This is a genomic window from Pantoea sp. B550 (assembly GCF_024158165.1).
Taxonomy (GTDB): domain Bacteria; phylum Pseudomonadota; class Gammaproteobacteria; order Enterobacterales; family Enterobacteriaceae; genus Pantoea; species Pantoea alfalfae.
This window is the reverse complement of record NZ_JAMYXI010000003.1, coordinates 639,277-661,875: the sequence shown is the minus strand read 5'-3', so window position 1 is coordinate 661,875 and position 22,599 is coordinate 639,277. Positions and strand designations below refer to the sequence as shown.

General features: G+C 55.5%; 19 protein-coding genes and 1 tRNA gene. 11 read left to right on the top strand and 9 right to left on the bottom strand.

Annotation, left to right across the window (positions count from 1 at the left end; genetic code table 11):
* The first annotated feature begins 275 nt into the window (after nucleotides 1–275).
* The 5 genes from NIM72_RS06140 to ompC all read left to right on the top strand — a co-directional run bounded on the left by NIM72_RS06140 (nucleotide 276) and on the right by ompC (nucleotide 8,896).
* Complete coding sequence (locus NIM72_RS06140; protein ID WP_253419381.1) at nucleotides 276–2,192, top strand: Ig-like domain-containing protein; 1,917 nt, start codon at nucleotides 276–278, stop codon at nucleotides 2,190–2,192.
* A 304-nt stretch (nucleotides 2,193–2,496) separates the two neighbouring features.
* Entirely contained in the window at nucleotides 2,497–3,852 is a 1,356-nt protein-coding gene (locus NIM72_RS06135; RefSeq protein ID WP_253422001.1) for a TolC family outer membrane protein, read from the top strand.
* 16 nt (nucleotides 3,853–3,868) lie between these two features.
* Complete coding sequence (locus tag NIM72_RS06130; RefSeq protein WP_253419378.1) at nucleotides 3,869–6,013, top strand: type I secretion system permease/ATPase; 2,145 nt, start codon at nucleotides 3,869–3,871, stop codon at nucleotides 6,011–6,013.
* Nucleotides 6,010–7,179 carry an HlyD family efflux transporter periplasmic adaptor subunit gene (locus tag NIM72_RS06125; protein WP_161732172.1) on the top strand — a complete coding sequence of 390 codons (1,170 nt, stop codon included), beginning with the start codon at nucleotides 6,010–6,012 and terminating at the stop codon, nucleotides 7,177–7,179. The genes NIM72_RS06130 and NIM72_RS06125 overlap by 4 nt, the downstream gene beginning before the upstream one ends.
* 598 nt (nucleotides 7,180–7,777) lie before the next feature.
* Nucleotides 7,778–8,896, top strand: a complete 1,119-nt coding sequence (gene ompC / locus NIM72_RS06120; RefSeq protein WP_161732173.1) for a porin OmpC — start codon at nucleotides 7,778–7,780, stop codon at nucleotides 8,894–8,896.
* Nucleotides 8,897–8,922: 26 nt separating this feature from the next.
* Here ompC and NIM72_RS06115 read toward each other — a convergent pair whose 3' ends face one another.
* Both NIM72_RS06115 and NIM72_RS06110 read right to left on the bottom strand, forming a co-directional pair.
* Entirely contained in the window at nucleotides 8,923–9,117 is a 195-nt protein-coding gene (locus tag NIM72_RS06115; protein ID WP_150010500.1) for a hypothetical protein, read from the bottom strand.
* Nucleotides 9,118–9,266: 149 nt separating this feature from the next.
* Complete coding sequence (locus NIM72_RS06110; protein WP_202604857.1) at nucleotides 9,267–9,377, bottom strand: response regulator; 111 nt, start codon at nucleotides 9,375–9,377, stop codon at nucleotides 9,267–9,269.
* A gap of 172 nt (nucleotides 9,378–9,549) precedes the next feature.
* Here NIM72_RS06110 and apbE point away from each other — a divergent pair, with 172 nt between their 5' ends.
* The 3 genes from apbE to NIM72_RS06095 all read left to right on the top strand — a co-directional run bounded on the left by apbE (nucleotide 9,550) and on the right by NIM72_RS06095 (nucleotide 12,985).
* Nucleotides 9,550–10,596: an FAD:protein FMN transferase ApbE gene (gene apbE, locus NIM72_RS06105; RefSeq protein WP_253419375.1), complete on the top strand. Its 1,047-nt coding sequence runs from the start codon at nucleotides 9,550–9,552 to the stop codon at nucleotides 10,594–10,596.
* The gene (gene alkB / locus NIM72_RS06100; RefSeq protein ID WP_222925202.1) at nucleotides 10,596–11,237 is read left to right on the top strand and encodes a DNA oxidative demethylase AlkB; all 642 of its coding nucleotides are present in this window, start codon (nucleotides 10,596–10,598) and stop codon (nucleotides 11,235–11,237) included. Before apbE ends, alkB begins: the two co-directional genes overlap by 1 nt.
* A 95-nt stretch (nucleotides 11,238–11,332) precedes the next feature.
* Nucleotides 11,333–12,985, top strand: a complete 1,653-nt coding sequence (locus tag NIM72_RS06095) for a multidrug ABC transporter permease/ATP-binding protein (RefSeq protein ID WP_161732176.1) — start codon at nucleotides 11,333–11,335, stop codon at nucleotides 12,983–12,985.
* 156 nt (nucleotides 12,986–13,141) lie between these two features.
* On the opposite strand, the gene NIM72_RS06090 is transcribed toward NIM72_RS06095, so the two are convergent.
* The 5 genes from NIM72_RS06090 to NIM72_RS06065 all read right to left on the bottom strand — a co-directional run bounded on the left by NIM72_RS06090 (nucleotide 13,142) and on the right by NIM72_RS06065 (nucleotide 16,728).
* On the bottom strand, nucleotides 13,142–13,858 hold the full coding sequence (locus NIM72_RS06090) for a 4'-phosphopantetheinyl transferase (protein ID WP_253419372.1): 717 nt from the start codon (nucleotides 13,856–13,858) through the stop codon (nucleotides 13,142–13,144).
* Between the two features lie 72 nt (nucleotides 13,859–13,930).
* Nucleotides 13,931–14,134, bottom strand: coding sequence for a hypothetical protein (locus NIM72_RS06085; RefSeq protein WP_161732178.1), 204 nt, complete (start codon nucleotides 14,132–14,134; stop codon nucleotides 13,931–13,933).
* A 439-nt stretch (nucleotides 14,135–14,573) separates the two neighbouring features.
* Nucleotides 14,574–14,650 (bottom strand) — tRNA-Pro (locus NIM72_RS06075).
* Nucleotides 14,651–14,723: 73 nt separating this feature from the next.
* Nucleotides 14,724–16,478, bottom strand: coding sequence for an LPS biosynthesis-modulating metalloenzyme YejM (gene yejM, locus NIM72_RS06070; protein WP_253419369.1), 1,755 nt, complete (start codon nucleotides 16,476–16,478; stop codon nucleotides 14,724–14,726).
* Between the two features lie 22 nt (nucleotides 16,479–16,500).
* On the bottom strand, nucleotides 16,501–16,728 hold the full coding sequence (locus tag NIM72_RS06065) for a YejL family protein (RefSeq protein ID WP_010248348.1): 228 nt from the start codon (nucleotides 16,726–16,728) through the stop codon (nucleotides 16,501–16,503).
* A 158-nt stretch (nucleotides 16,729–16,886) separates the two neighbouring features.
* Between NIM72_RS06065 and yejK the strand changes: the two genes are divergently transcribed.
* A complete protein-coding gene (yejK, locus tag NIM72_RS06060) occupies nucleotides 16,887–17,891 on the top strand; it encodes a nucleoid-associated protein YejK (protein ID WP_161732180.1) in 1,005 nt (334 codons plus the stop codon).
* Nucleotides 17,892–18,011: 120 nt separating this feature from the next.
* On the opposite strand, the gene rplY is transcribed toward yejK, so the two are convergent.
* Both rplY and NIM72_RS06050 read right to left on the bottom strand, forming a co-directional pair.
* Nucleotides 18,012–18,296 carry a 50S ribosomal protein L25 gene (rplY, locus tag NIM72_RS06055; RefSeq protein WP_013358540.1) on the bottom strand — a complete coding sequence of 95 codons (285 nt, stop codon included), beginning with the start codon at nucleotides 18,294–18,296 and terminating at the stop codon, nucleotides 18,012–18,014.
* A gap of 163 nt (nucleotides 18,297–18,459) precedes the next feature.
* Nucleotides 18,460–20,214: a DEAD/DEAH box helicase gene (locus NIM72_RS06050; protein WP_253419366.1), complete on the bottom strand. Its 1,755-nt coding sequence runs from the start codon at nucleotides 20,212–20,214 to the stop codon at nucleotides 18,460–18,462.
* Between the two features lie 155 nt (nucleotides 20,215–20,369).
* Here NIM72_RS06050 and rsuA point away from each other — a divergent pair, with 155 nt between their 5' ends.
* Entirely contained in the window at nucleotides 20,370–21,089 is a 720-nt protein-coding gene (gene rsuA, locus NIM72_RS06045) for a 16S rRNA pseudouridine(516) synthase RsuA (protein WP_161732182.1), read from the top strand.
* A gap of 49 nt (nucleotides 21,090–21,138) precedes the next feature.
* Nucleotides 21,139–22,335 (top strand): Bcr/CflA family multidrug efflux MFS transporter, encoded by a 1,197-nt coding sequence (locus tag NIM72_RS06040; protein ID WP_161732183.1) that lies wholly within the window; start codon nucleotides 21,139–21,141, stop codon nucleotides 22,333–22,335.
* Nucleotides 22,336–22,599 lie beyond the last annotated feature (264 nt).

Sequence of the window (22,599 nt, the reverse complement as noted above, 5' to 3'; positions counted from 1 at the left end):
GTAATAATTTCACTTTCCAGATTATCGCCACTATCCATTAGCAGAATGAAAGATTAGGGTAAGCGCAGCAAACGGCGTTACGCCGTAAATCAGCATTCTGGCTCCATTTGTCGCTTTTATCAGCGTCCTCTTTCATCATCCCTGTTACCTGCGGGTAATCAGTTCCGACCAGCGAAAACGGGCAGCGTCAGCTGACCCACTACCTATCGACAGTCTTAACGTCCGGTTTATCCGGGCCCTTTGGTCTGCATTTCTGTTCTGAACTGAGGTTACCTATGTCAACACGCGATACGCTTCGTTCCGTCCGGTTCGAATCCATTTTCCAGACGGCGGTGAGCGACTTTGCCGTCGCCGACAGCGCGCTGCCCGCCATTGCGCCAGTCACAACGCAGAGTCTCTCTCTGCCTGTTACCCCTTTCTCTGCGGAGTCACCGCATAGCAGCCCGCTCAACTACAGTGCCCTGGCTGTCAGCGCGGTTGAGAGTCCCCCTCCTGTTGCGCTACGCCCCTATGAACCTCTTGCTATGGATGGTGTTATTGCCGGCTGGGAGGCGCAAAAACCGGTACATCTGCGCGGCCGGGCGGAAGGCGAAGCAGGCTCAACGGTCACACTGACGTTCAACGACCAGAGCTGGCACAGCACCGTTAACAAGTGGGGCTACTGGAACGCTTCCATGCCGGCTGAGGCGCTAAAAGGTGTGCCGGATGGCAATCACTCGCTGACGCTGACCCTTACCGATAAAGCGGGCCACAGCACCACAACCGACGTCGATTTTGGTCTCTATGTTGACCGCACCATCAAACCGACACTGACAGTGGACACGATCAGTGGCGACAACGCGGTAAATATTGCTGAGAGCATTTACGGCGTTGAAATCAGCGGTAGCGCAACGCACCTGCCGGTGGGGTCGGTGCTGAAATTAACGTTGGGCACGCAAACGACCACCGCCGTCATGGGACGTGATGGCAAGTGGTATGGCTCTTTCCAGGAAAGTGATATGAAAGCGCTGGCGGATGGCGTCTACAGTCTGAAAGTCACGGCGACCGATCCCAATGGAAAAACCGCGACCGAATATCACGATCTGACGTTGATTACTCACCTGAGTAGCGTGCCCATCATCACCTTTGATAAGGTCACGTCGGACGACGTCATTAATCTGGCGGAAACCCAGCAGGATCTGCTGCTGAGCGGCACGCTCTCTACCGTGATGCCGGGTCACCGGCTGGTGATCACCGGTGCCAACCAGAAAGATTATGCCGCCACAATAGGCGAAGATGGACACTGGCAGGTGGTAATCCCGGCAGCGGATGTGCCCGCTTTTATCAACGTTGGAGAAATTCGTGCCTGGTCGATCGACGGGGCCAAAAACTACCTTGACGTCACGCATGAGCTGAATATCCACACCGGTTTTATTCCGATCTACACCGAAATGGATATCGGCGGTGACATGACGCTTAACTATCAGGAGGCGCAGCACGATCTGAGCTTCTACGTTGAAGGTGCCAACACCCTGGAGATCAACGGTAAAACCTACCAGCCTGATGCCAAAGGTATGGTAACACTGACCTCCAGCGAGCTGCTGGCACTGCCGGATGGCCCGGTCGCCGCCATCTTTCACCGCTGGGATGAATATGGCAACAGCGACACCCAGACCAGCGATAAACTCTTTACCGTAGCCGTGCATCAGCGCCCGACGCTGACCCTGGATACGGCTTTTGGTGACAATAAAATTGATGCTGCCGATGTCAACAGCTGGCATCTGATCCAGGGTAGCTCCAGCCATCTGCAACCGGGCAGCCTGGTAGAATTAACGCTGGGCGATCAGCACTACAGCGCCAGCGTAAAAGCGGATGGTGGCTGGGCGCTGACTATTCTGGCCGGACAGCTGGCACCGCTGGATAATGGTGAGTACCAGATGACGGTCAGCGGCAAAGACAGCGCCGGTAATCTGGCCACGGCCAGTCAGACGGTGCAGGTGGCATCGCATACCGAAACGGCCAGCCTGATGGCGGACCAGACGGTGGATAATTTGCTTGAAACCGTCACTCTGACTCAGCAGGCAGAGACCGCGTACGTGGCGCACACCTCCACGGCTTCTGCTGTTCCGCAGGAGAGCCATCTCTTCTCCGATGTTCCTTATACCCTTGCCGACCATCTGCTGCAGCATCCTGCAGCACAGCCGATAGTCTGACGCCGACACATTAGTAAAAGCACTGCCTTCCGGACAGGTTTGTTAAGCCTGTCTGGATTGGCATGGACTTGTCTGATGGTTGTTTTTCGTCCGTTCAGGAGAAATATTAATGATTTCATCTATTTTTAGCAGGAATAAGCGCGGGATATGATCTAATAATGTTAAATGTCGTTTGGCGTCCCGCTAACGAACCATAAAAAAAATAAAGCAATAACGCGGTCTGGCTCTGAGACATACTCCTTTTAGCTCGCTTTGTTCACCAGGAAAAACACCATGATGATAAGAACCCCTGCTGGTATTGATGATGAACAAAGCGCGATTAACTTTTTTGTTGTGCGCCCTGAGTGGCGTGGCAGTGCACGCGGCCTTTGCCGCACCGTTACCTAAAGCCGAATTTAACTGGCGTGCTGCGCCGACCGAAGAACAGATTGCCAGCTTAACGCTGCGCGACGCCATTCTCCGGGCCTTCGCCCGCAATCCGAAAATCTCGGAAGCGGCGGCACAGATCCACGTCGGCAAGGGGGATATGGATGCCGCCCGCAGCGCCTGGTATCCGCAGATCTCACTGCAGGGTGCCGCGGGACGCTCTCACCAGACCGACTCCGCTGGCAGTCTGAACAATAATGGCTCCGGCGGTATCACACTCAGTCAACTGCTTTACGATTTTGGCCGCACCGGCAGCGCCATCGATGAACAGCATGCGCTGTCAGATGCCTATCGTTTTGGCTTGTTTGATTCGATGACTACCGTGGCGGAAGATACGCTGCAGGCCTACCTTGAAGTCAAACGCTATCAGGCGCTGTCTGAAACGGCGCAGACCAATATCGCCTCGCTGCAGCGGGTACGGGATATTGCAAAACTGCGCGCCGATGCCGGACTCAACTCGCAGTCAGATGTTTTGCAGGCGGAAACCCGCATCGCCGCAATGCAGGCCACGCTTGAGCAATATCGTGCCCAGCACCGTTCCGCCACCGCGCAGCTGACTGTGCTGACCGGCGTGGTTCCCGCCACGCTGCCGGAACTGCCACAGGCGCTGCTTAAGCAGCAGATCACCCTCGACAAAATCGCCTATGAAAGCAGCGCGGCGGTGCGCAGCGCGCAGTCGAAACAGGAAGCCGCCCGTGAACGGGTGCGCCAGGCAGAGTCCGGTCACTGGCCGACGATTAAAGTGCAGGCGGGCCGGACCCGCTATGAAAACGATCGTGCGTCTTACTGGGATGATGAAGTGCAGCTGCAGGTGGAAGCGCCGCTTTATCAGGGCGGCATGGTCAATGCCAGAACCGCGTCAGCGGAGGGCGATCGTGAAGCGGCGCAGGCCGCAGTTCAGCAGGCCAAACTCACCATTAATCAGAATGCCTCCACCGCCTATGCCGACATGATTGGCGCGCAGCAACGGCAGGCTGCCGGGGAAGTGCAGCTGGCCAGCGCCGACCATACCCGAAATGTCTACGCCGATGAATATCGCCTGAGCAAGCGCAGCCTGAACGATCTGCTGAGCGTGGAACAGGATGTGTTTCAGGCTGACAGCTCACGTATCACCGCGCTTTATGACGGCTGGGATGCCACCGTGCGCTATGCCGCCGCGGTAGACAATCTGCTCGATATCATGGGTATCGATCGCCAGCAAAGCAGCGGCGATCTCCTTCCTTCGCTGCAATAGCGATAAGGCATTAATAATGAGTACATCAACCCTGAATACCGATAACTGGATTGCCGCCATGCTGCGCGTCGCCGCGCGATTCGGTAAACCTGCCGATGGCAAAACCCTGCGTCAGCAGATGCGCTGGTTTGAACATCTGCCGGTGTCCCAGCAGCTGGAGCGGCTCTCCGGGCTGCTGGGATTGCATCTGACCATGGTGCCGCAGAACAAACTGCGCTGGCGTCAGGAGATCACCCCGGTAGTGCTGGTGCTGGAAAATGCCAGCGTGGCGGTGCTGGAGAGCATTGATGCCGACGGCAGCGCGCGCTACTGGCTCAGTGAAGGCGGCGATGTGGTGCGTGAAAGCGCCTTATCGGAACTGCTGGCACGTGCTCAGGGCGATGTCGGGGTGATAGGCGTAGCGGCGCGTGGCCGGGATGCGCGTATCGACGAATTCGTTCAGCCCTATGAGCCGCACTGGTTCTGGAAAAACTTTCGCGGCATGGGGCGCCGTATTACCGAGATCTCGCTGGCCTCAGTGATCAGCAACGTGATGGCGCTGGCCGGTATTCTTTTTTCGATGCAGGTCTACGATCGGGTGATTCCGGCGCAGTCGCAATCCACGCTGTGGGTGCTGTTTGTCGGGGTGCTGATCGCCGCGGCCATTGAGTATGTGATCCGGCTGATGCGCACCCAGGTATCAGACCTGATGGGTAAACGCATCGACCTCAAAGTCTCGGCCATGCTGTTTGCCCGGGCGATGAGTATCCGAAATGAGGCGCGGCCAAAATCGACCGGCTCCTTTATCTCGCAGCTGCGTGAGATCGACCAGGTGCGCGAGTTGCTAACCTCAACCACGGTGGGTGCAGCAGCCGATCTGCCGTTTGTCATCCTGTTCCTGTTTATCATGTCATTTGTGGGGGGCTGGCTGGTGCTAATCCCGCTGGCGGCGATCCCGCTGATCGTCATTCCCGGCCTGCTGGTGCAGATTCCGATGGCGAAGCTGGCCAAAGAGGGGCTGCGCGAGGGCGCGCTGCGCAATGCGGTGCTGGTGGAGACCATCGAGGGGATTGAGGATATCAAGGCGCTACAGGCGGAACCCTATTTTCAGCGTCAATGGGAACAGACCCACGAAGTCAGCGCTTCAATCAGCAATCAGCAGCGGTTATGGGGCGCGCGTCTTACCGGCTGGGCGTCAACCGTGCAGCAGCTCACCTATGCCGGAATGCTGGTGTTTGGTGTCTATCTGGTGCTCGATTCTCAAATCACCACCGGTACGCTGGTCGCCTGTAGCCTGCTCTCATCCCGTACCATCGCCCCGTTAATGCAGCTGACGATGGTTTTCTCACGCTGGCAGCACGCCAAAATGGCGATGAAAGGGCTGGATGAGCTGCTGAAAAAGCCGCTCGATCAGCCTGAAGCCGCTACGCTGGCGCACTGTCCGACGCTTACCGGCCAGTACGATCTGCGCAATGTCCATTACAGCTATGACGAAGAGAATGAAAAGAATGTGCTCAACGTGCAGCAGCTGCAGATCAAGCCCGGCGAGAAGATTGCCATTCTGGGTAAAGTCGGGGCAGGGAAGTCGACGCTGCTGAAGATCCTGGCCGGTCAGGCGCAGGCCACTCAGGGCAAGGTGATTGTCGATGGCGTCGATATTGAGCGTATCGATCCTGTCGATTTACGCCGTCAGCTCGGCTGGCTGTCGCATGACTCCCGTCTCTTCTTTGGCACGCTGCGGCAGAACCTGATGCTGGGTAATCCCCACGCCAGCGAACAGGAGATGCTGCAGGCGCTGCGCATCAGCGGCGCACTGTCGCTGGTCCAGCAGGATGCCGCCAGTCTGGATCGCATTATTAATGAAGGCGGACGCGGACTGTCAGGCGGGCAGCGTCAGATGGTGATGCTGAGTCGTATGATCCTGCGGCAGCCGCAGGTCGTCCTGCTGGATGAGCCGACTGCGGCCATGGATGAACAGCTGGAGGAGCATGTGATCCGTCAGCTACAGGGCTGGATCAGTGGCCGGACGCTGGTGCTGGTGACGCACCGGCCGGCGCTGCTGAAGATGGTCGACCGTATTGTGGTGATGGATAACGGCCGGATTGTGGCCGATGGTGCGCGTGACGAGATCCTGCGCCGTGCGACGACGCCAGCGACGCCAGGGAAAGGAGATGCTGCATGAGTCTGGTTATTGTTGATAAAGATCTTGCCCGTCATGAGCGCCGGACATCGGCGATTATCTGGCTCTGCACCGCCGCACTGGCAATTTTTCTCATCTGGGCGCACTTCGCCATTCTGGATGAGGTGACCGTCGGCATCGGCAAGGTAACACCTTCCAGCCGCGCGCAGGTGATCGACAGCCTGGACGGCGGCATCGTCAAACAGCTGAATGTGCATGAGGGCGATATTGTTGAGAAAGGGCAGGTGCTGGCGACGCTCGATCCGACGCGCTTCCAGTCCAACTTCGGCGAAGCACAGGCCAAAGTGCGCACGCTGCGTGCCTCATCCGAAAGGCTTGAGGCGGAGTTGTCAGGCACGCCGCTTACGTTCAGCGCCGAAACCCTGAAGGAGCCGAACCTGGTCACGCGCGAACGGCAGCTCTACGAGTCGCGTCGTCGTAATCTCACCGAAACCATCAGTAACCTGCAGCAGTCGCTGAGACTGGTACAGGATGAACTGCGGCTGACGGAACCGCTGGTGGCTAAGGGTGCGGCAGGGCAGGTCGAGGTGATTCGTTTGCGCCGTCAGGTCAGCGATCTGCGCGGTAAAATTGATGAGGCGCGTAACGACTATCTGGTGCGCGCCCATGAAGAGCAGGTGAAAAACAATGCCGAACTGGATGCACAACTGCAGGTTGCTGCGGGCAAAGAAGATCAGCTGACGCGTGCCACGCTCTACTCGCCGGTACGCGGCATCGTCAAAGATATTCAGGTCACCACGGTCGGAGGCGTACTGGAGCCGGGCGGTAAACTGATGGAGATCGTGCCGCTGGAGGATCAGCTGCTGATTGAGACGCGTATCAATCCACGTGATATCGCGTACATCCGCCCCGGTCTGGCCGCCACCGTAAAAGTGACCGCCTATGACTCTTCTATCTATGGTGATCTGCCCGGCGAAGTTGAAACGGTATCGCCCGATACCCTGCAGGATGAGGTAAAACGCGATCAATATTACTATCGTGTTTACGTTCGTACTCAGAAAGCAGAGCTGACCAACCGTGCCGGACGAAAATTTCCGATTGTGCCGGGTATGGTGGCTAACGTGGAGATTAAAACCGGTCAGAAATCGGTCATGGACTATCTGATTAAGCCGCTGAATAAAGTCAAAGAATCGCTGCGCGAGCGCTGAAAATCAGCACCATCCCCACTCTCCGCCTGCTTAATTACGGTGATAAATTAACATGGCGGATATTTCATCATTCAGGGCGCAAAGCGTGCGAAATTTAGCACTCTGTGCGGAACTGGGGCAGAGTTAATTTAATCAGCTTAAGAAAGTTTACGCAGATATAACGGAACGGCAAATTTCAGGCAAAAAAATGCCGGACAACGTGTCCGGCGGGAAATAATAAGTTGTACATCTCATTCGGGGAGAATGAAGGTAATAATGGAATAAATGATGATAGCGGGGACTATTCTATTACCAGATGCCGTAAAAGTTTTATCATTCAGTGCTTCATAAAGCTCTGATGCAACCTGTTGATAACAAACAATACGAATTGAGATTAACGATTCGTGCGCTGATTTTTATCGATCTGTGCTGGTTATTAGTTCCCCGATATTTACATTAAGAAATAACTGTTTCGATCTATGAAACAGTTTTGGAAATTTAGTAGCATTTTCCTGGTGGATTATTGCCCGTTATATAACAACAATGGCCTGCCGGCTGAATTTTTAATCATTCAGTTCGCAGTGGCAAATAATAAAGGCACATAACAGAGGGTAATAAAATGAAACGTCGCGTTCTCTCCCTGGTGATCCCTGCATTGCTGGTTGCAGCAGGATCAGCAAACGCAGCTGAAATCTATAACAAAGACGGCAACAAATTAGACCTCTTCGGTAAAGTTGACGGTCTGCACTACTTCTCTGACAACGACAGCTCTGACGGCGACCAATCCTACGTGCGCTTCGGCTTCAAAGGCGAAACCGAAATCAGCGATCAACTGACCGGTTACGGTCAGTGGGAATATCAGGCTGCGCTGAACAACGCCGAGTCTGAAGGCACTGCTGATAGTTTCACGCGTGTCGGCTTTGCCGGGGTAAAATTTGGGGATGCGGGCTCGTTCGACTACGGTCGTAACTACGGCGTAGCTTACGATATCGGCGCATGGACCGACGTGCTGCCCGAGTTTGGTGGCGATACCTATGGCGCAGATAACTTTATGTATCAGCGTGGCAACGGCATGGCGACCTACCGCAATAATAACTTCTTTGGTCTGGTGGATGGCTGGAACTTCGCCGTGCAGTATCAGGGCAAGAATGGCAACAACACCGAATCTGCAAATGGCCGTGACGTACTGGGTCAGAATGGCGACGGCTGGGGTCTGAGCACCACGTATGATCTGGGTCAGGGCTTTGGCATTGGTGCCGCGGCTTTCCAGTCTGACCGTACCAACGATCAGAACAGCGCGACATCAGGTATTCTTGGCCGCGGCGATAAAGCGGAAGTGTACACGGGCGGTCTGAAATATGACGCAAACAATGTCTATCTGGCCGCGATGTACTCGCGTGCTTACAATGCGACCCGCTTTGGTGACAGCAGTGACGCCTCTTCAGCTTACGGCTATGCGGATAAAGCGGATAACTGGGAACTGGTTGCACAGTATCAGTTCGACTTCGGCCTGCGTCCATCCCTGGCCTATGTCACCTCACGCGGCACCGATGTTCAGAACTGGGGCAAACAGAATCTGAAAAAATATATCGATGTTGGCGCGACCTACTACTTCAACAAAAACATGTCTACCTATGTTGATTACCAGATCAACCTGCTGGACGACAACGCGTTCACCGACGCAGCCGGTATCAATACCGACGACGTGGTGGCACTGGGTCTGGTTTACCAGTTCTAAACGTTCTGAGTTGTCAGGGAGCGCAGTTACCGCTGCGCTCCTGCATCGCCTTCCGGGCTGAGCGCTTCAGCCTTTTGCCACTTCGTGGGTTCCGGTGCTGTCGTTACCGACGACACAACACTGCCGAATCGCGCACCTTCAAATGCGACACCTGCCAGCGTAAAGGCTGAAAAGCTCAGCCAGTGATGCCATGCCGACGGCCACTTCTGTGAATTTTTCATTCTGCACCTCTCAGAGATAAACACTGTTTCAACAGTGCAGAATTCATGCCAGCTTTACCGCTCTCACAGCCACAGACGGCGCGCCCGTTTTGATACACTTGCCGCACGCATCAGAGAGGCATTGCCCCAATCAGGTGCAGTCAGGCTTGTTAATGGCGCGGCCGTGAAGGTGTCATATGACGATGACGACGCTGTTCGACCACTTTATAACTTCCGTAAATAAACAGGCCCAGGGCCATAACGAGAATCGCATAAATCATCTGTAGCTCCTTACTTTGAAATAATGTTTATCGCCTGTCGGGAGGCGGGGTCAGGATAGATGACCAGTGAATGTTCTCGTGATTCAGAAAAATATTCAACGCTATTTAAGCTAATTTACCCGAAGTTTATGCTTTGTAGCAGAGACTAATAAAGTGTTACATGCGAGGAAGGATGCGTTCTCAGATTAATCTGCTGTTTATAGTGACGTTAGTACTGATGTTAGCAGCCTGCGATAAGCCAGCAGCAACAACCGCACTGGTACTGGAAGGAAAAACGATGGGAACCGTCTGGCGTGTGAGCCTGGCGGGTGTGGAGATCGAACGTAAAGCGGAGCTGCAGCAGCGCATCCAGCGGCAGCTGGATGCGGACGATGCTGAACTCTCAACCTGGAAAGCCGATTCCGTGTTATCACGCTTCAATCAGAGCCGGGATCTGTCACCGTGGGCAGTAAGTGAAAACATGGCGGATATTGTCACCACCTCACTGCGAATTGGCCGTAAAACCGGCGGGGCGATGGATATTACTGTCGGGCCACTGGTTAACTTATGGGGTTTTGGCCCGACCAGACAGCCAGCTCATACGCCGGATGCTGCACAGATCGCCACCGCCCGGGCGCAGACCGGGTTGCAGCATCTGCGGGTGGTGCAGGGTGCAGACGCGCAGTGGCTGCAGAAAGATCTGCCTGACCTTTATGTCGATCTCTCAACAGTGGGCGAGGGCTTCGCAACCGATCATCTGGCGCGCCTGATGGAGCAACTCGGCATCAACAACTATCTGGTGTCGGTCGGGGGCGCGGTGCTGAGTCGTGGTCTGAATGCGCAGCAGCAGCCGTGGCGCGTAGCGATTCAGAAACCGACCGATCGCGAAAATGCGGTTCAGGCGCGCGTTGATCTGCAGGGACACGGTATCAGCACATCCGGCAGCTATCGCAACTATTATGAACTGGATGGCAAGCGCATTTCTCATGTGATCGATCCCGTTACCGGACGGCCCATTGAGCATAAACTGGTTTCCGCCACGGTGATCGCCACTACGGCACTGGAAGCCGACGGCTGGGATACCGGATTGATGGTACTCGGTACCGAAAAAGCCAAAGCGCTGGCGATAAAAGAGCATCTGGCGATCTATCTGATCAGTAAGCAGGGCGATAAATTTGTCAGCTGGATGTCGCCGCAGTTTGCTGCTTTCCTGATCCCCGAAAAATCCGGAGAACCCTGATGTTAGATCTTTTTAGTGAAGAGCACCCCTGGCAGGAGCCGCTGGCTGAAGGTGCCATGATCCTGCGGCGTCGCGCGCGCGAAGATGCAGAAGCGCTTTATCAACAGATCCTGACAATTGCGGAACAGAACCCGTTTGCCCATCGCATTACGCCCGGCGGTCATCGCATGTCGGTGGCGATGACCAATTGCGGCGATTTTGGCTGGTCGGTGGATTCACGTGGCTACAATTATCAGCAGCAGGACAACCTCAACGGACGTAAATGGCCACCAATGCCGCCGCTGTTTCGTACTCTGGCACAGCAGGCAGCATCAGAGGCAGGATTTGCTGATTTTAATCCGGATGCCTGCCTGCTTAATCGCTATGAACCGGGCGCGAAGCTGACACTGCATCAGGATAAAGATGAGAAAGATTTGCGCCAGCCTATCGTTTCGGTGTCGCTGGGCTTGCCTGCGGTTTTCCAGTTTGGCGGCTTCGAGCGTGGTGACACAACTCAGCGTGTGCTGCTGGAACACGGTGATATTGTGGTATGGGGCGGGCCGTCGCGCCTGCGCTACCACGGCATTCTGCCGCTGAAGCCAGGCGTTCATCCGCTGGCCGGTCCCTGGCGTTATAACCTGACGTTTCGCCGCGCCTTTTGACCCGTCACGCCGGTCACGGCGTGGTGAGAATAACTATTGCTATCATTTGGCATCCCATTACACTGCAGGCTATTTTTAGCTGATGGATTGCCTGCATGACGTTGTTAAGCGTTGTTTTTCGCCAGTTCCGCTGGCCTTTTATCGGGGTGATTGCGCTGACGTTGTTAAGCGCCGTGCTGGGTATCGGCATGATCGCCTTTATCAACCGCGAAATGATTGTCGCCATTAACACCTCTTTTGCGGTGTTGCCGCAGTTTCTGTTGCAGCTGGTGGTGCTGATGGCGGTGACGCTGGCCTCGCAGCTGGCGCTGACGATGCTCGGCCATCAGTTTGTCTGGCGACTGCGCGGCGAATTTATTAAGCGTATCCTCGATTCCCGGGTTGAACGTATCGAGCAACTTGGCAGCGCGCAGTTGCTGGCAGGACTGACCAGCGATGTGCGGGCGATTACGCTGGCCTTTGTGCGCCTGCCGGAGCTGTTTCAGGGCGTCATCATTACGCTTGGCTCGGCACTTTATCTCGCCTGGCTGTCCCCGAAAATGTTGCTGGTGACCAGTCTCTGGCTGGGTGTCACGCTGGTGGGCGGCTGGATGCTGGTTTCACGCGTCTACCAGCACATGGCAAAGCTGCGGGAAATCGAAGACAACCTTTATCGCGATTACCAGACGGTGATTGAAGGGCGCAAAGAGCTGCAGCTTAACCGCTCCCGTGCACAGCAGGTCTATGACACCGTGTATCAGGAGGATGCCCGTGCCTGGCGTCACCATATTGTACGCGCAGATACATACCATCTCAGTGCGGTTAACTGGTCGAATATCATGACGTTAGGCGCTATCGGCATGGTCTTTTTTATGGCCAATAGCCTGGGCTGGGCTAATACCGCCGTCGCCGCTACCTTTTCCCTGACGCTGCTGTTCTTACGCACGCCGCTGCTCTCGGCGGTGGGTGCGTTACCGACGTTGCTCAGTGCCCAGGTCGCATTCCGTAAGCTCAACGCCTTTGACCTCGCCCCCTATCAGCCCGGGTTTCACGCGCCATCTCCCGTCTCTGACTGGCAGACACTGGAGCTGCGCGACGTCTCTTTCCATTATGGTGATAACGGTTTTCAGGTCGGGCCGATTAACCTGACGTTGCGCCGGGGGGAACTGGTGTTCCTGATTGGCGGCAACGGCAGCGGTAAATCGACGCTGGCGATGTTGCTGACCGGGCTGTATCAGCCGCAGTCCGGCACGCTGCTGCTGGATGGTAAAGCGATCACGGCAGAGGAGCTGGATGTGTGGCGCAGTCAGTTTTCGGCGGTCTTCACCGACCTGCATCTGTTTGACCGGTTGATCGGGCGGGAAGGCGTGGCAGCCAATCCGGCGCTGGTGCAGCAGTGGCTGGAGCGGCTGAAGATGCAGGACAAACTGAAGATTGAAGGCAACAAAGTGCTGAACCTGCGGCTATCTAAAGGGCAGAGTAAACGACTGGCACTGCTGCTGGCGGTGGCGGAAGAGCGCGATGTGCTGTTACTGGATGAATGGGCGGCAGATCAGGATCCCCATTTTCGCCGCATCTTTTATCGTGAGCTGCTGCCGTGGTTGCAGCAGGCGGGTAAAACGGTGTTTGCCATCAGTCATGACGATCACTACTTCATTCATGCCGATCGGCTGCTGGAGATGCGCGAAGGTCAGTTAACGGAGCTGACCGGTAATGAGCGCGATCTCGCCACACTCGACTCGGTAAAGCGCACCGACACCGGACTTTGACGGCAACTGGCAAAACTTAGCAGAAAAGCGCACTGGCGTGCTGCGCGTCAGACAGGCTACTTTAGCAATCATCAGAAACGTCAGTTTCTGCCATCCTGAAACGTCTTCTTTCGTCTGTGTTTACCCCGGCTAAATACCCTTGTTTAGCCGGTTTTTTTAAAGCCGATGCGAGACCAGGGTGATCACCTGATTTTCCTGCCACATAAAGTCCGCTTCCAGTAACGTACCCCTCACAAAACGCTCGCCGAAGTGCTGAGTCAGGCGCAGCGTGGCACTTTGCTGCGCGAAATCTACGGACACCAGTGCCGCATCCAGAAAGTCCATCGGCTGATGCAGTTGTGGCCATAGTGCTTTATATACGCTCTCTTTGAGCGAGAAGAGCAGGGTAGCGGCCGCACTGAAGGAGACGGGCAGTGTCTGCAACAGCTGCTGTTCCTGCTCATTCATCAGCAGGCCGGCCGTTTCCTGCGCGGTGGTCTCCGACATGAGCTGCTCGACGTCGACCCCGATAGCGCAGGGCTGACGCGTAGCCGCCACCACGACGACACCACTACTGTGAGACAGTGAGGCCTGAATGCCAGCGGGCCAGCAGGGAGATCGGTCAGGCGCGTTGGTCAGAATGAAATCATCAATGCCCAGTTCTGCCATTACTGACCGGGCAAGTAATCGGCTGGCGAGATATTCCGCACGTCTTTTATTGACCGCCTGCTGCAGTCGGGCAGGCAGCGGAATACGCCATTCGACAGCCAGCGCGTCATGATATTTTTGTGGGTCAAAGTGACTCACCGCCAGCAAAGGATCGCTGTGGTTAAGATGACAGGAAAGGATAAAGCCGCCTGCAACAGGCGGCAGCGGCAGGTCGGGATAGCGCATGCGAAACCATCATCAGAACCTAAAAAGGCATTTAATCAGGCGCGATGGTTCTGGGCAAGCAGCCCGCCGCAATCAGTCGTTGGGAGGAATGGCAAAACTCTTGAGAGAAACAACGAAATGGTGGTGACCCCTGCTGATGCGTGCACCCCGGTTGCACCAGTGGCTCGCCAGACGAAAGAAATCGTCGCTGCCAATGTCATACGCCAGTTCCACTTTGCTAATGCCTGAATGAAGTAACGCTTCTGCATCTTTCAGGCTTTTCGCTTTGATCGCCATAAAAATTATCCGTCAATTTCTGGGAAGTTCAGGGTAGTTATTTTCTGTGACATTTTTGTTTCAGTTTGATGAAAAAGCGCAGCGGGCGACTACTTTTGTGAAGCGGGTCAGGCTTTTTTGCAAGCGATAACCTGATGATTTCATGAAGAATGCTAACCCCGTTCGGGATTAATCTGAATGTTAAGCCATGGGAAGTCGTGACAGAGAAAAGCCGCGTCAGACGCGGCCTCGTGGGTTACTTTTCGTCTGGCGGAGAAGGTTGCTTATCGCCAGACTCGGGTGCTTCTGTTGGATCGTCTTTTTCGATGAATGTCATGAACTCTCCTCTTGTTACCCACATGCTTTTAAGTATAGATCGGATTGCGGAAGGTGCGAGGAAAGTGAAGGTCTGATGACAGAAACGCAAAAAGCAGCCTTTTGGGCTGCTTTTCGGGGAATTTGGTCGGCACGAGAGGATTTGAACCTCCGACCCCGGACACCCCATGACCGTGCGCTACCAGGCTGCGCTACGTGCCGAACTCTGGAGGATTAGTCTACTGGTTATCACCATTAATGCAAGATACCTGCAAACTATTTGCCTGATAATTAATCAGTTAGCGATAAACCGCTTCTCCTCGGTGAGTACCTGCAACAGCAGCGCCAGTTCTGGCTTGTGATCTTTCAGCGCGTTGCCCTGCGCATCATAAGCGCGATAGCTGCCGTTGTTGTTGAGTACCAGCGTCACCTGCGGCGTGGTAATGACCAGTTTATTCTCTTCACTGCTGGCGACCCAGTCATGGCGACGACGCGCTGCAAACAGATCTTCACCCTGCGAGTAATTCACCGGATTGGTGCGCACATGCAGCAGGCGCTGCATCAGCGTCGCCATCACATCCTGATGATCAGAAAGGCGATCAACAGTCTGCGCGGGGGTATCAGGCCAGTGAATCACTAACGGCACCTGCAATGTCTGGCGGTTTCCGGCACTGTCAGGATTGCCGTCCAGCGCCAGACCACGCTGCGCGGTGATCACCACGACGGTGTTCTTCAGTAAATCACGCGCCTGCAGGCTGTTAAGTACCGCCTGAATCTGTTCATCAACAGCCGGAGCCTGACGCAGGTAGCTGCGCTGACGGGCTTTAGCACTGTCGCCGGTCACATCAGGGCCGTTCAGGGCAATCCATGAGAACCAGGGTGCCTGTGAACCGTTCTGTTTCTCCAGCCAGTTCTGCCATTGCGCCACCGTGCTGGCGTTGGGCTGACTGTTGGTCGCAGGCAGTGAATAATCGGTCAGTAGTGCCTGCCGGTAGAGCGGCGGATTAAAGCCTTCGGAGGAGAACAGGCCAAACTGATAACCCTGGGTACTCAATGCACCCAGCAGCGCAGACGGCGTCCGGGAGGCCAGAATTCCGTTCATATAGCTGGAGGAGATACCGTAGAACAGGCCAAATAAGCCTTTCTCCGGCGTATCACCCGCGCTGTAGTGCTGCGTGAAACGCACGTTTTCGCTGGCGAACTGATTGAGTTGCGGTAGCGCTTTGGCCAGCGTAGCGTTGTTCAGACCATCAACCGTCAGCACCAGCAGATTGTTACGCGTGCCGGCATCACGGAACGTAATATCGCTCAGCGGATACTCCACCGCCACCGCTTCCGGGTCGCCTTGCTGAATCAGCCGACGCTGATACTCCTGCGCATCGAGCAAGCCGTGACGTTCCAGGAAGCGGCGGGCGGTCATCGGATAGGAGAGGGGCAGATTGGCACGCTGCATGGTAATCGGGCGATAGAAGTTGGCATCAGCCCAGATATACATCAGGTGGCTGGCAAAGAAGGCGCTGATAAACAGGGCGGCGACAGGCTTGCCAAATGAACGGCGATTCAGGCTGCGTAGCTTTTGCCAGCTCCAGGTCGCAAACAGCATCTCGACCAGGAAAATCAGCGGCACGCTGATAAACATCAGCTGCCAGTCGCGCGCCATCTCGCTCTGATCGGGGTTAATGACCAGCTCCCACACCATCGGATTCAGGTGCAGGTGGAAACGGCTGAATACCGCACTGTCGACCATCACCAGCGTCAACCCGGCGGTAGCGACCACCGCGGACAACACCCGCATCAGCCGTTGCGACATCACTACAAAGGTCAGCGGGAAGATAATCAGCAGATAGGCGGCAAACACGACAAAACTGAAATGACCAACCCAGCTGGTATAGGCGTAGATACGCCCCGCCAGTGAAGAAGGCCAGTCGGCGACCAACAGGTAGCGACTGCCTAAAATCAGCGCGAATAAGATATTAAACAGAGCAAACCAGTGCCCCCAACTGATCATCTGGGAGACTTTTTCGCGGTAGCGCTGCCGGTTGGTTACCATATTATGAAGTCAAATCAGCCAATTAATGGGCGTTGTCGTCGCGCACAGATGCCTGAAGGGCATCGGCGAAAGATCGTGCCAGTGAACGACGTTGCGCCGGAGCGACATCGCTGTTAATTAAGTTGGTCACCATATTTCCCAGTACCATCAGGGAGAGATCGGTGGGGGCTTTGTCCTTGTGCAGGATTTGGGCCATTTCCGCGAGGAGTTGTTCCACGCGTTCGTCACTGTAGCGTGATGATTGTGCCATATCGTCGTCTAAGCTCATTTCAAAAGGCGATATATTACCGGAAGAGCGCACTTTTTACCGCAATTTTATCGAAAGCACCGCGTTCGCTTTCAGCATGGAGTTGAAAGCCGATGCTGGCGGTGTTTGAATACGCGCCTGTGCTAAAAGGAGAGTCTACCATGAGTCTGGATATCGACCAGATTGCCCTGCATCAGTTAATTAAACGCGATGAAAACCAGCTTGAACTGGCGCTGCGCGATTCGCTGCTGCCTGCCACCAACACGGTCAACGCGATGGTGGAGGAGTTACACCGGGTTTATAGCGCAAAAAGCAAAGCCTATGGCCTGTTCAACACTGAGAGTGAACTGGCAGAAGCGCTGCGTAATTGCCGTAAGGGCAACGATGATTTTCTCGCTTTTAGCCGTGCCGCGACCGGTCGTCTGCGCGACGAGCTGGCAAAATATCCGTTTGCGGAAGGCGGCGTGGTGCTGTTTATTCACTATCGCTATCTGGCGGTGGAGTACCTGCTGATTGCGGTGCTGAACAGCCAGTCCAGCATGCGCGTCAATGAGCAGCTGGATATCAGCAGCACGCATTATCTCGATATTAATCATGCGGACATCGTGGCGCGTATCGACTTAACCGAATGGGAAACCAACCCGGAATCGACCCGTTACCTGACTTTCCTGCGCGGCCGCGTTGGTCGTAAGGTCGCTGACTTCTTTATGGACTTCCTCGGTGCCGAAGTGGGATTAGACACTAAGGCGCAGAACCGCGGTCTGTTGCAGGCGGTCGATGACTACTGCAATGAATCGGAACTGGATAAGCAGGAGCGGCAGAACTATCGCCAGCAGGTCTACAGCTACTGCAATGAGCAGTTACAGGCGGGCGAGGAGATTGCGCTGGAAGATCTGTCGAGCGAACTGCCTCCGCTGGGCGAAAAAACCTTCCAGGCCTTTACCCAGGAGCAGGGCTATGAGCTGGAAGAGAGTTTTCCTGCGGATCGCAGCACGCTGCGCCAGCTGACAAAGTTTGCCGGAAGCGGCGGGGGACTGACCCTGAATTTCGATGCGATGTTGCTGGGCGAACGCATTTTCTGGGATCCGGCCACGGACACCCTGACGATTAAGGGCACACCGCCTAATCTGCGCGATCAGCTTCAGCGCCGTACCAGCAGCAAATAAAAAAGCCGGGCTTAGCCCGGCTTTCATTTCCTGCCCGCAACGATAATCTTCACCTGGCAGCGACAAAATAAAAGGGCCGGTTTTTCAACCGGCCCTTCTACTTTTCAACATAATTCGCGATTAAGCGCGAACGAAGTCGATGTGGAACAGTTTTGGCTTGAACGGGTGACGCTGAACAGCCTGAACTTTCACTTTAGTTTCTTTGCCGTCAACTGACAGGGTCAGCACTTCGTCGTAGAAACCTGGCTTAGCTTGCAGGTTCATTACGGAGTCGTGATCCAGGTCGATGGCAACAGCCGCTTCAGAACCACCGTAGATAATGGCCGGGAAACGGTTTGCTGTACGCAGGCGGCGGCTCGCACCCTTACCCTGCTCTTTACGTTCTACTGCATTGATAGTGAGCATTAATATCTCTCTTTATTTAATCCTGCTACAGGCGACCCAGTAACAGGCAGGTTATTCAATCCCGCTGATGCACATGCAAAAGCGGGCGGCAGTATAGCCGTTATGCCGGGTGGTAGCAAACGATATACCCGCCCGCCGGGTTCCGGATTGCCTGTGTCGTCCATTAACGCAGCTCATTGGCGCGGCGATAACGACCCTGATAATCGAACATTTTCTCGCGGATTTGCCAGAACTGGCCTTTGGCGCGCGCCACGACAAAGTCAGGATGACGCAGCAATGGCTGCAACGCCAGCACGTCAGCGGCGGTCTGCCAGCCCAGCGGTACGCCGGGCGCGCGCTGATGCGGGCGCATAAAGAGCTGTTCAAACGCCTTACGCTGGGCGGGTGTCTGCAGACGAAACCGTTCGCTGACGCTGGTACCTTCCTCATCAAAATAGGTTGCCTTCAGCCATTCACCTTTGGCGTCGCGGCCCTGTTCCAGCGTCATGCCGCCACAGCGCAGCACCAGCGCATCCTTCAGTTTCAGGGCAGCTTTAAGCATATCGTCCGGGTCGACCAGAATTTTGTCGCACTGATGACAGCGCCGGGCGGCAATATCATTCTCTGCGCCGCAGTCGGGGCAACTTTTAAAGCGGAAGCGGAAATCACACTGTTCGCGCTCACCCTCATCATCTTCCAGCACGCCCTGACAGCGTCGGCCAAAATGCTCAATCACCATGCCATCAGCGGTCGCCTTGCCCCAGAAGGTATTGGCGAAACCGCAGGCGGGACAGAAAACCTGAACCGGCTGATTGTCGCTGGCCCCTTTAGGCGCGCCGACTTCGGGCGTAAAGAGGTCATGCGGATTACCGGCGTAATCGAGGATCAGACAGTCGGTTTTACCGGGCGAGAGCCGCAGCCCGCGGCCGACGATCTGCTGATAGAGGCTGACCGACTCTGTCGGGCGCAGGATCGCAATCAGATCCACGTGCGGGGCATCAAACCCGGTGGTCAGCACCGCCACGTTCACCAGGAATTTCAGCTGCTGCGCTTTAAACGCCAGAATCAGGGCATCACGCTCTCGGGGGGGCGTCTCAGCGGAGACCAGCGCGCTGTTTTCAGGCAGCAGCTGCAGAATTTCACGCGCATGTTCCACCGTTGAGGCGAAAATCATCACCCCTAGCCGATCTTCGGCGAACGCCACAATCTGACGGATGATATGGGGCGTCACGCGCTGCTGCTGTTTCAGTTCGCGATTCAGATCGGCTTCGCTGAACAGGCCATTAGACTGTGCTGTCAGGCGGCTGAAATCATACTGCACTACTGGCATATCCAGCCGCTCCGGCGGCACCAGAAACTGATGCTTGATCATATAGCGCAGCGGCAGTTCATAGATACAGTCGCGGAACAGCGACTTTTCGTCGCCACGCACCATGCCGTGATAGTGGAACTGATAAATCCAGCCTTTACCCAGACGGAAGGGCGTGGCGGTCAGGCCGAGTAAACGGAGCTGAGGATTGTGCTGACGCAGATGATTGAAGATCTGCTGATACTGGCTCTCTTTGTCATCGCCGATGCGGTGACACTCGTCGACGATCACCAGCGAGAAGGCGCTGTCGAACAGGTCGAGGTTGCGCGCCACCGACTGTACGCTGCCAAACACCACTTTGCGCTGGCTCTCTTTGCGCTGCAGTCCGGCGGCAAAGATATCCGCCTCCAGCCCGTAGGCCTGATATTTACTGTGGTTCTGCGCCACCAGCTCTTTGACGTGCGCCAGCACCAGCACCCGGCCACGCGCCAGCCGTGCCAGCTCGGCAATCACCAGACTTTTTCCGGCACCGGTTGGCAGCACAATGACGGCAGGCTCCTGATGGCGACGGAAATGCGCCACGGTGGCATTCACCGCATCCTGTTGATAGGGACGTAAGGTAAAAGACATGTTGCTCACTTTTATAAAACTGGTGGTAATTATGCCATGAAAGGGCGGTAAACGCGCTGTCAGGCTGGCGCGGATCACGTTATACTTCCCGCACATTTTCAACGGTTAACCAGGCCGTTTCAGATTCCCTCCGCAGTAACAGGCAAAACGAATTCATGCGACTCGACAAATTCATCTCTCAGCAACTGGAAATCAGCCGCGCTATCGCTCATCGCGAGATCCGTGGCCAGCGTGTCACCGTCAACGGTGAAGTGGTGCGCGATACCGCGTTTAAACTGCTGCCCGATCACGAAGTCGCCTACGACGGCAACGTGCTGCAGATGCTCACCGGCCCACGCTACTTTATGCTGAACAAACCGCAGGGCTACGTCTGCTCAACCGACGATCCCGATCATCCGACTATCCTCTATTTCATCGAAGAGCCAATGTCATTCAAACTGCACGCGGCAGGGCGTCTTGATATTGACACCACCGGGCTGGTGCTGCTGACAGATGATGGCCAGTGGTCACACCGCATTACTTCGCCACGTCATCACTGCGAGAAAACCTATCGCGTCACCCTGGAATCGCCGCTCGGTGACGACACGGCCGCGCAGTTTACCGCGGGCGTGCAGCTCCACAATGAGAAGAGCCTGACGAAACCGGCACAGCTGGAGGTGATTACCCCCACAGACGTGCGGCTGACCCTGAGCGAAGGCCGTTATCACCAGGTGAAACGGATGTTTGCCGCCGTCGGTAACCGGGTCATTGAGCTGCATCGCGAACGTATCGGTGACATTGCGCTGGACGACGATCTGGAACCGGGCGAATACCGGGCGCTGACGGAAGACGAGATCGCCAGCATCGGTCTGCCAAAAGAGCTGAAGGCAAAATAACCGGGCGGGCCAGGCGGCTCGTACCTGATTCATTCGTGCAGGAGAGGGTGTGCGTAAGGAAAAGAATTCACCAACAGGACTGGTGGTTATCCTTGGTTTGTTAGCCATGCTGATGCCATTGTCGATCGACATGTATCTGCCTGCGATGCCCCAGATAGCAAGAGAATTTGGCGTTTCAGCCGGTAGCGTGCAGATGTCGCTCAACCTCTATATTCTTGGCTTCGCGATTGGCCAGCTTATTTATGGGCCACTGGCAGACAGCTATGGGCGCAAGCCAGTGATTGCACTCGGGACTCTGATCTTTGCCTGTGCCGCCGCGGCCTGTGCGCTGTCGCAGAGTATCGACCAGCTGATTCTGATGCGCTTCCTTCACGGGCTGTCGGCTGCCGCAGCCAGTGTGGTGATCAATGCCTTGATGCGTGACAGTTACTCGAAAGAGGACTTCTCCCGCATGATGTCCTTTGTGATGCTGATTACCACCATTGCGCCGCTGCTGGCGCCGATCATCGGCGGCTGGCTGCTGGTGCTCTGGAGCTGGCACGCTATCTTTTGGGCGCTCGCGGGTGCGGCACTGGTGACGACCGTGTTGGTGACCACGCAGATCCGCGAAACCCTGAAGCCGGAGCAGCGACAGCGGTTTCACCTGCGCACTACGCTGGGTAATTTCGTGACGCTGTTCCGCCACAAGCGGGCGTTCAGTTACATGCTGGCGAGCGGCTTCTCCTTTGCCGGACTCTTTACCTTTCTCAATGCCGGTCCCTTTGTCTACATCGAGCTTAATCACGTCTCACCGCAAAACTTTGGCTACTATTTTGGCCTCAACGTGGTGTTTCTTTTTCTGCTGACGCTGATTAACAGCCGCGCCGTACGCCGCTTTGGTCCGGTGGCGATGTTCCGTCTGGGCCTGCTGATACAATTCTGCATGGGGATCTGGCTGCTGATTGTCAGCGCCTTCAGCCTCGGCTTCCTGCCGCTGGTGATGGGGATAGCGCTGTTTATCGGTTGCGTGTCGATGGTCTCATCGAATGCGATGGCGGTGATTCTGGATGAGTTTCCCCACATGGCGGGTACGGCCTCGTCCCTGGCGGGTACGCTGCGTTTTGGCGTTGGTGCTTTTGTGGGGGCGTTGCTGTCGCTGGTAAGTTTTAACAGCGCCTGGCCGATGGTCGGTACTATCGCGCTCTGCGCAACAATCTCTCTGCTGCTCTTTTTCTACGCTTCACGTTCCCGCCCTGCGGCCCGTTAATCGGGCGCAGTGGTTTTCCCGCCTTTATCCGCAGTGATGCACATCTCGCCGGTTTTGTTTCTTTATTGTGAAAACTTTTAGTTAAAAAAGTAACCACAATGCAGCTAAAATGATTGTTAACGTCGTGTGAACGCGGTACATATAGGCTGAAGTGCGATGTAAGTCGCAAAAATGCGCTTCTGCAATCCGCCTAGACGGGCCTGCCATCCCTGTCCTGACTCTGCGGGGATCAACCCGTTTTCAGCCGGGAAGGTCGGTGTTGCG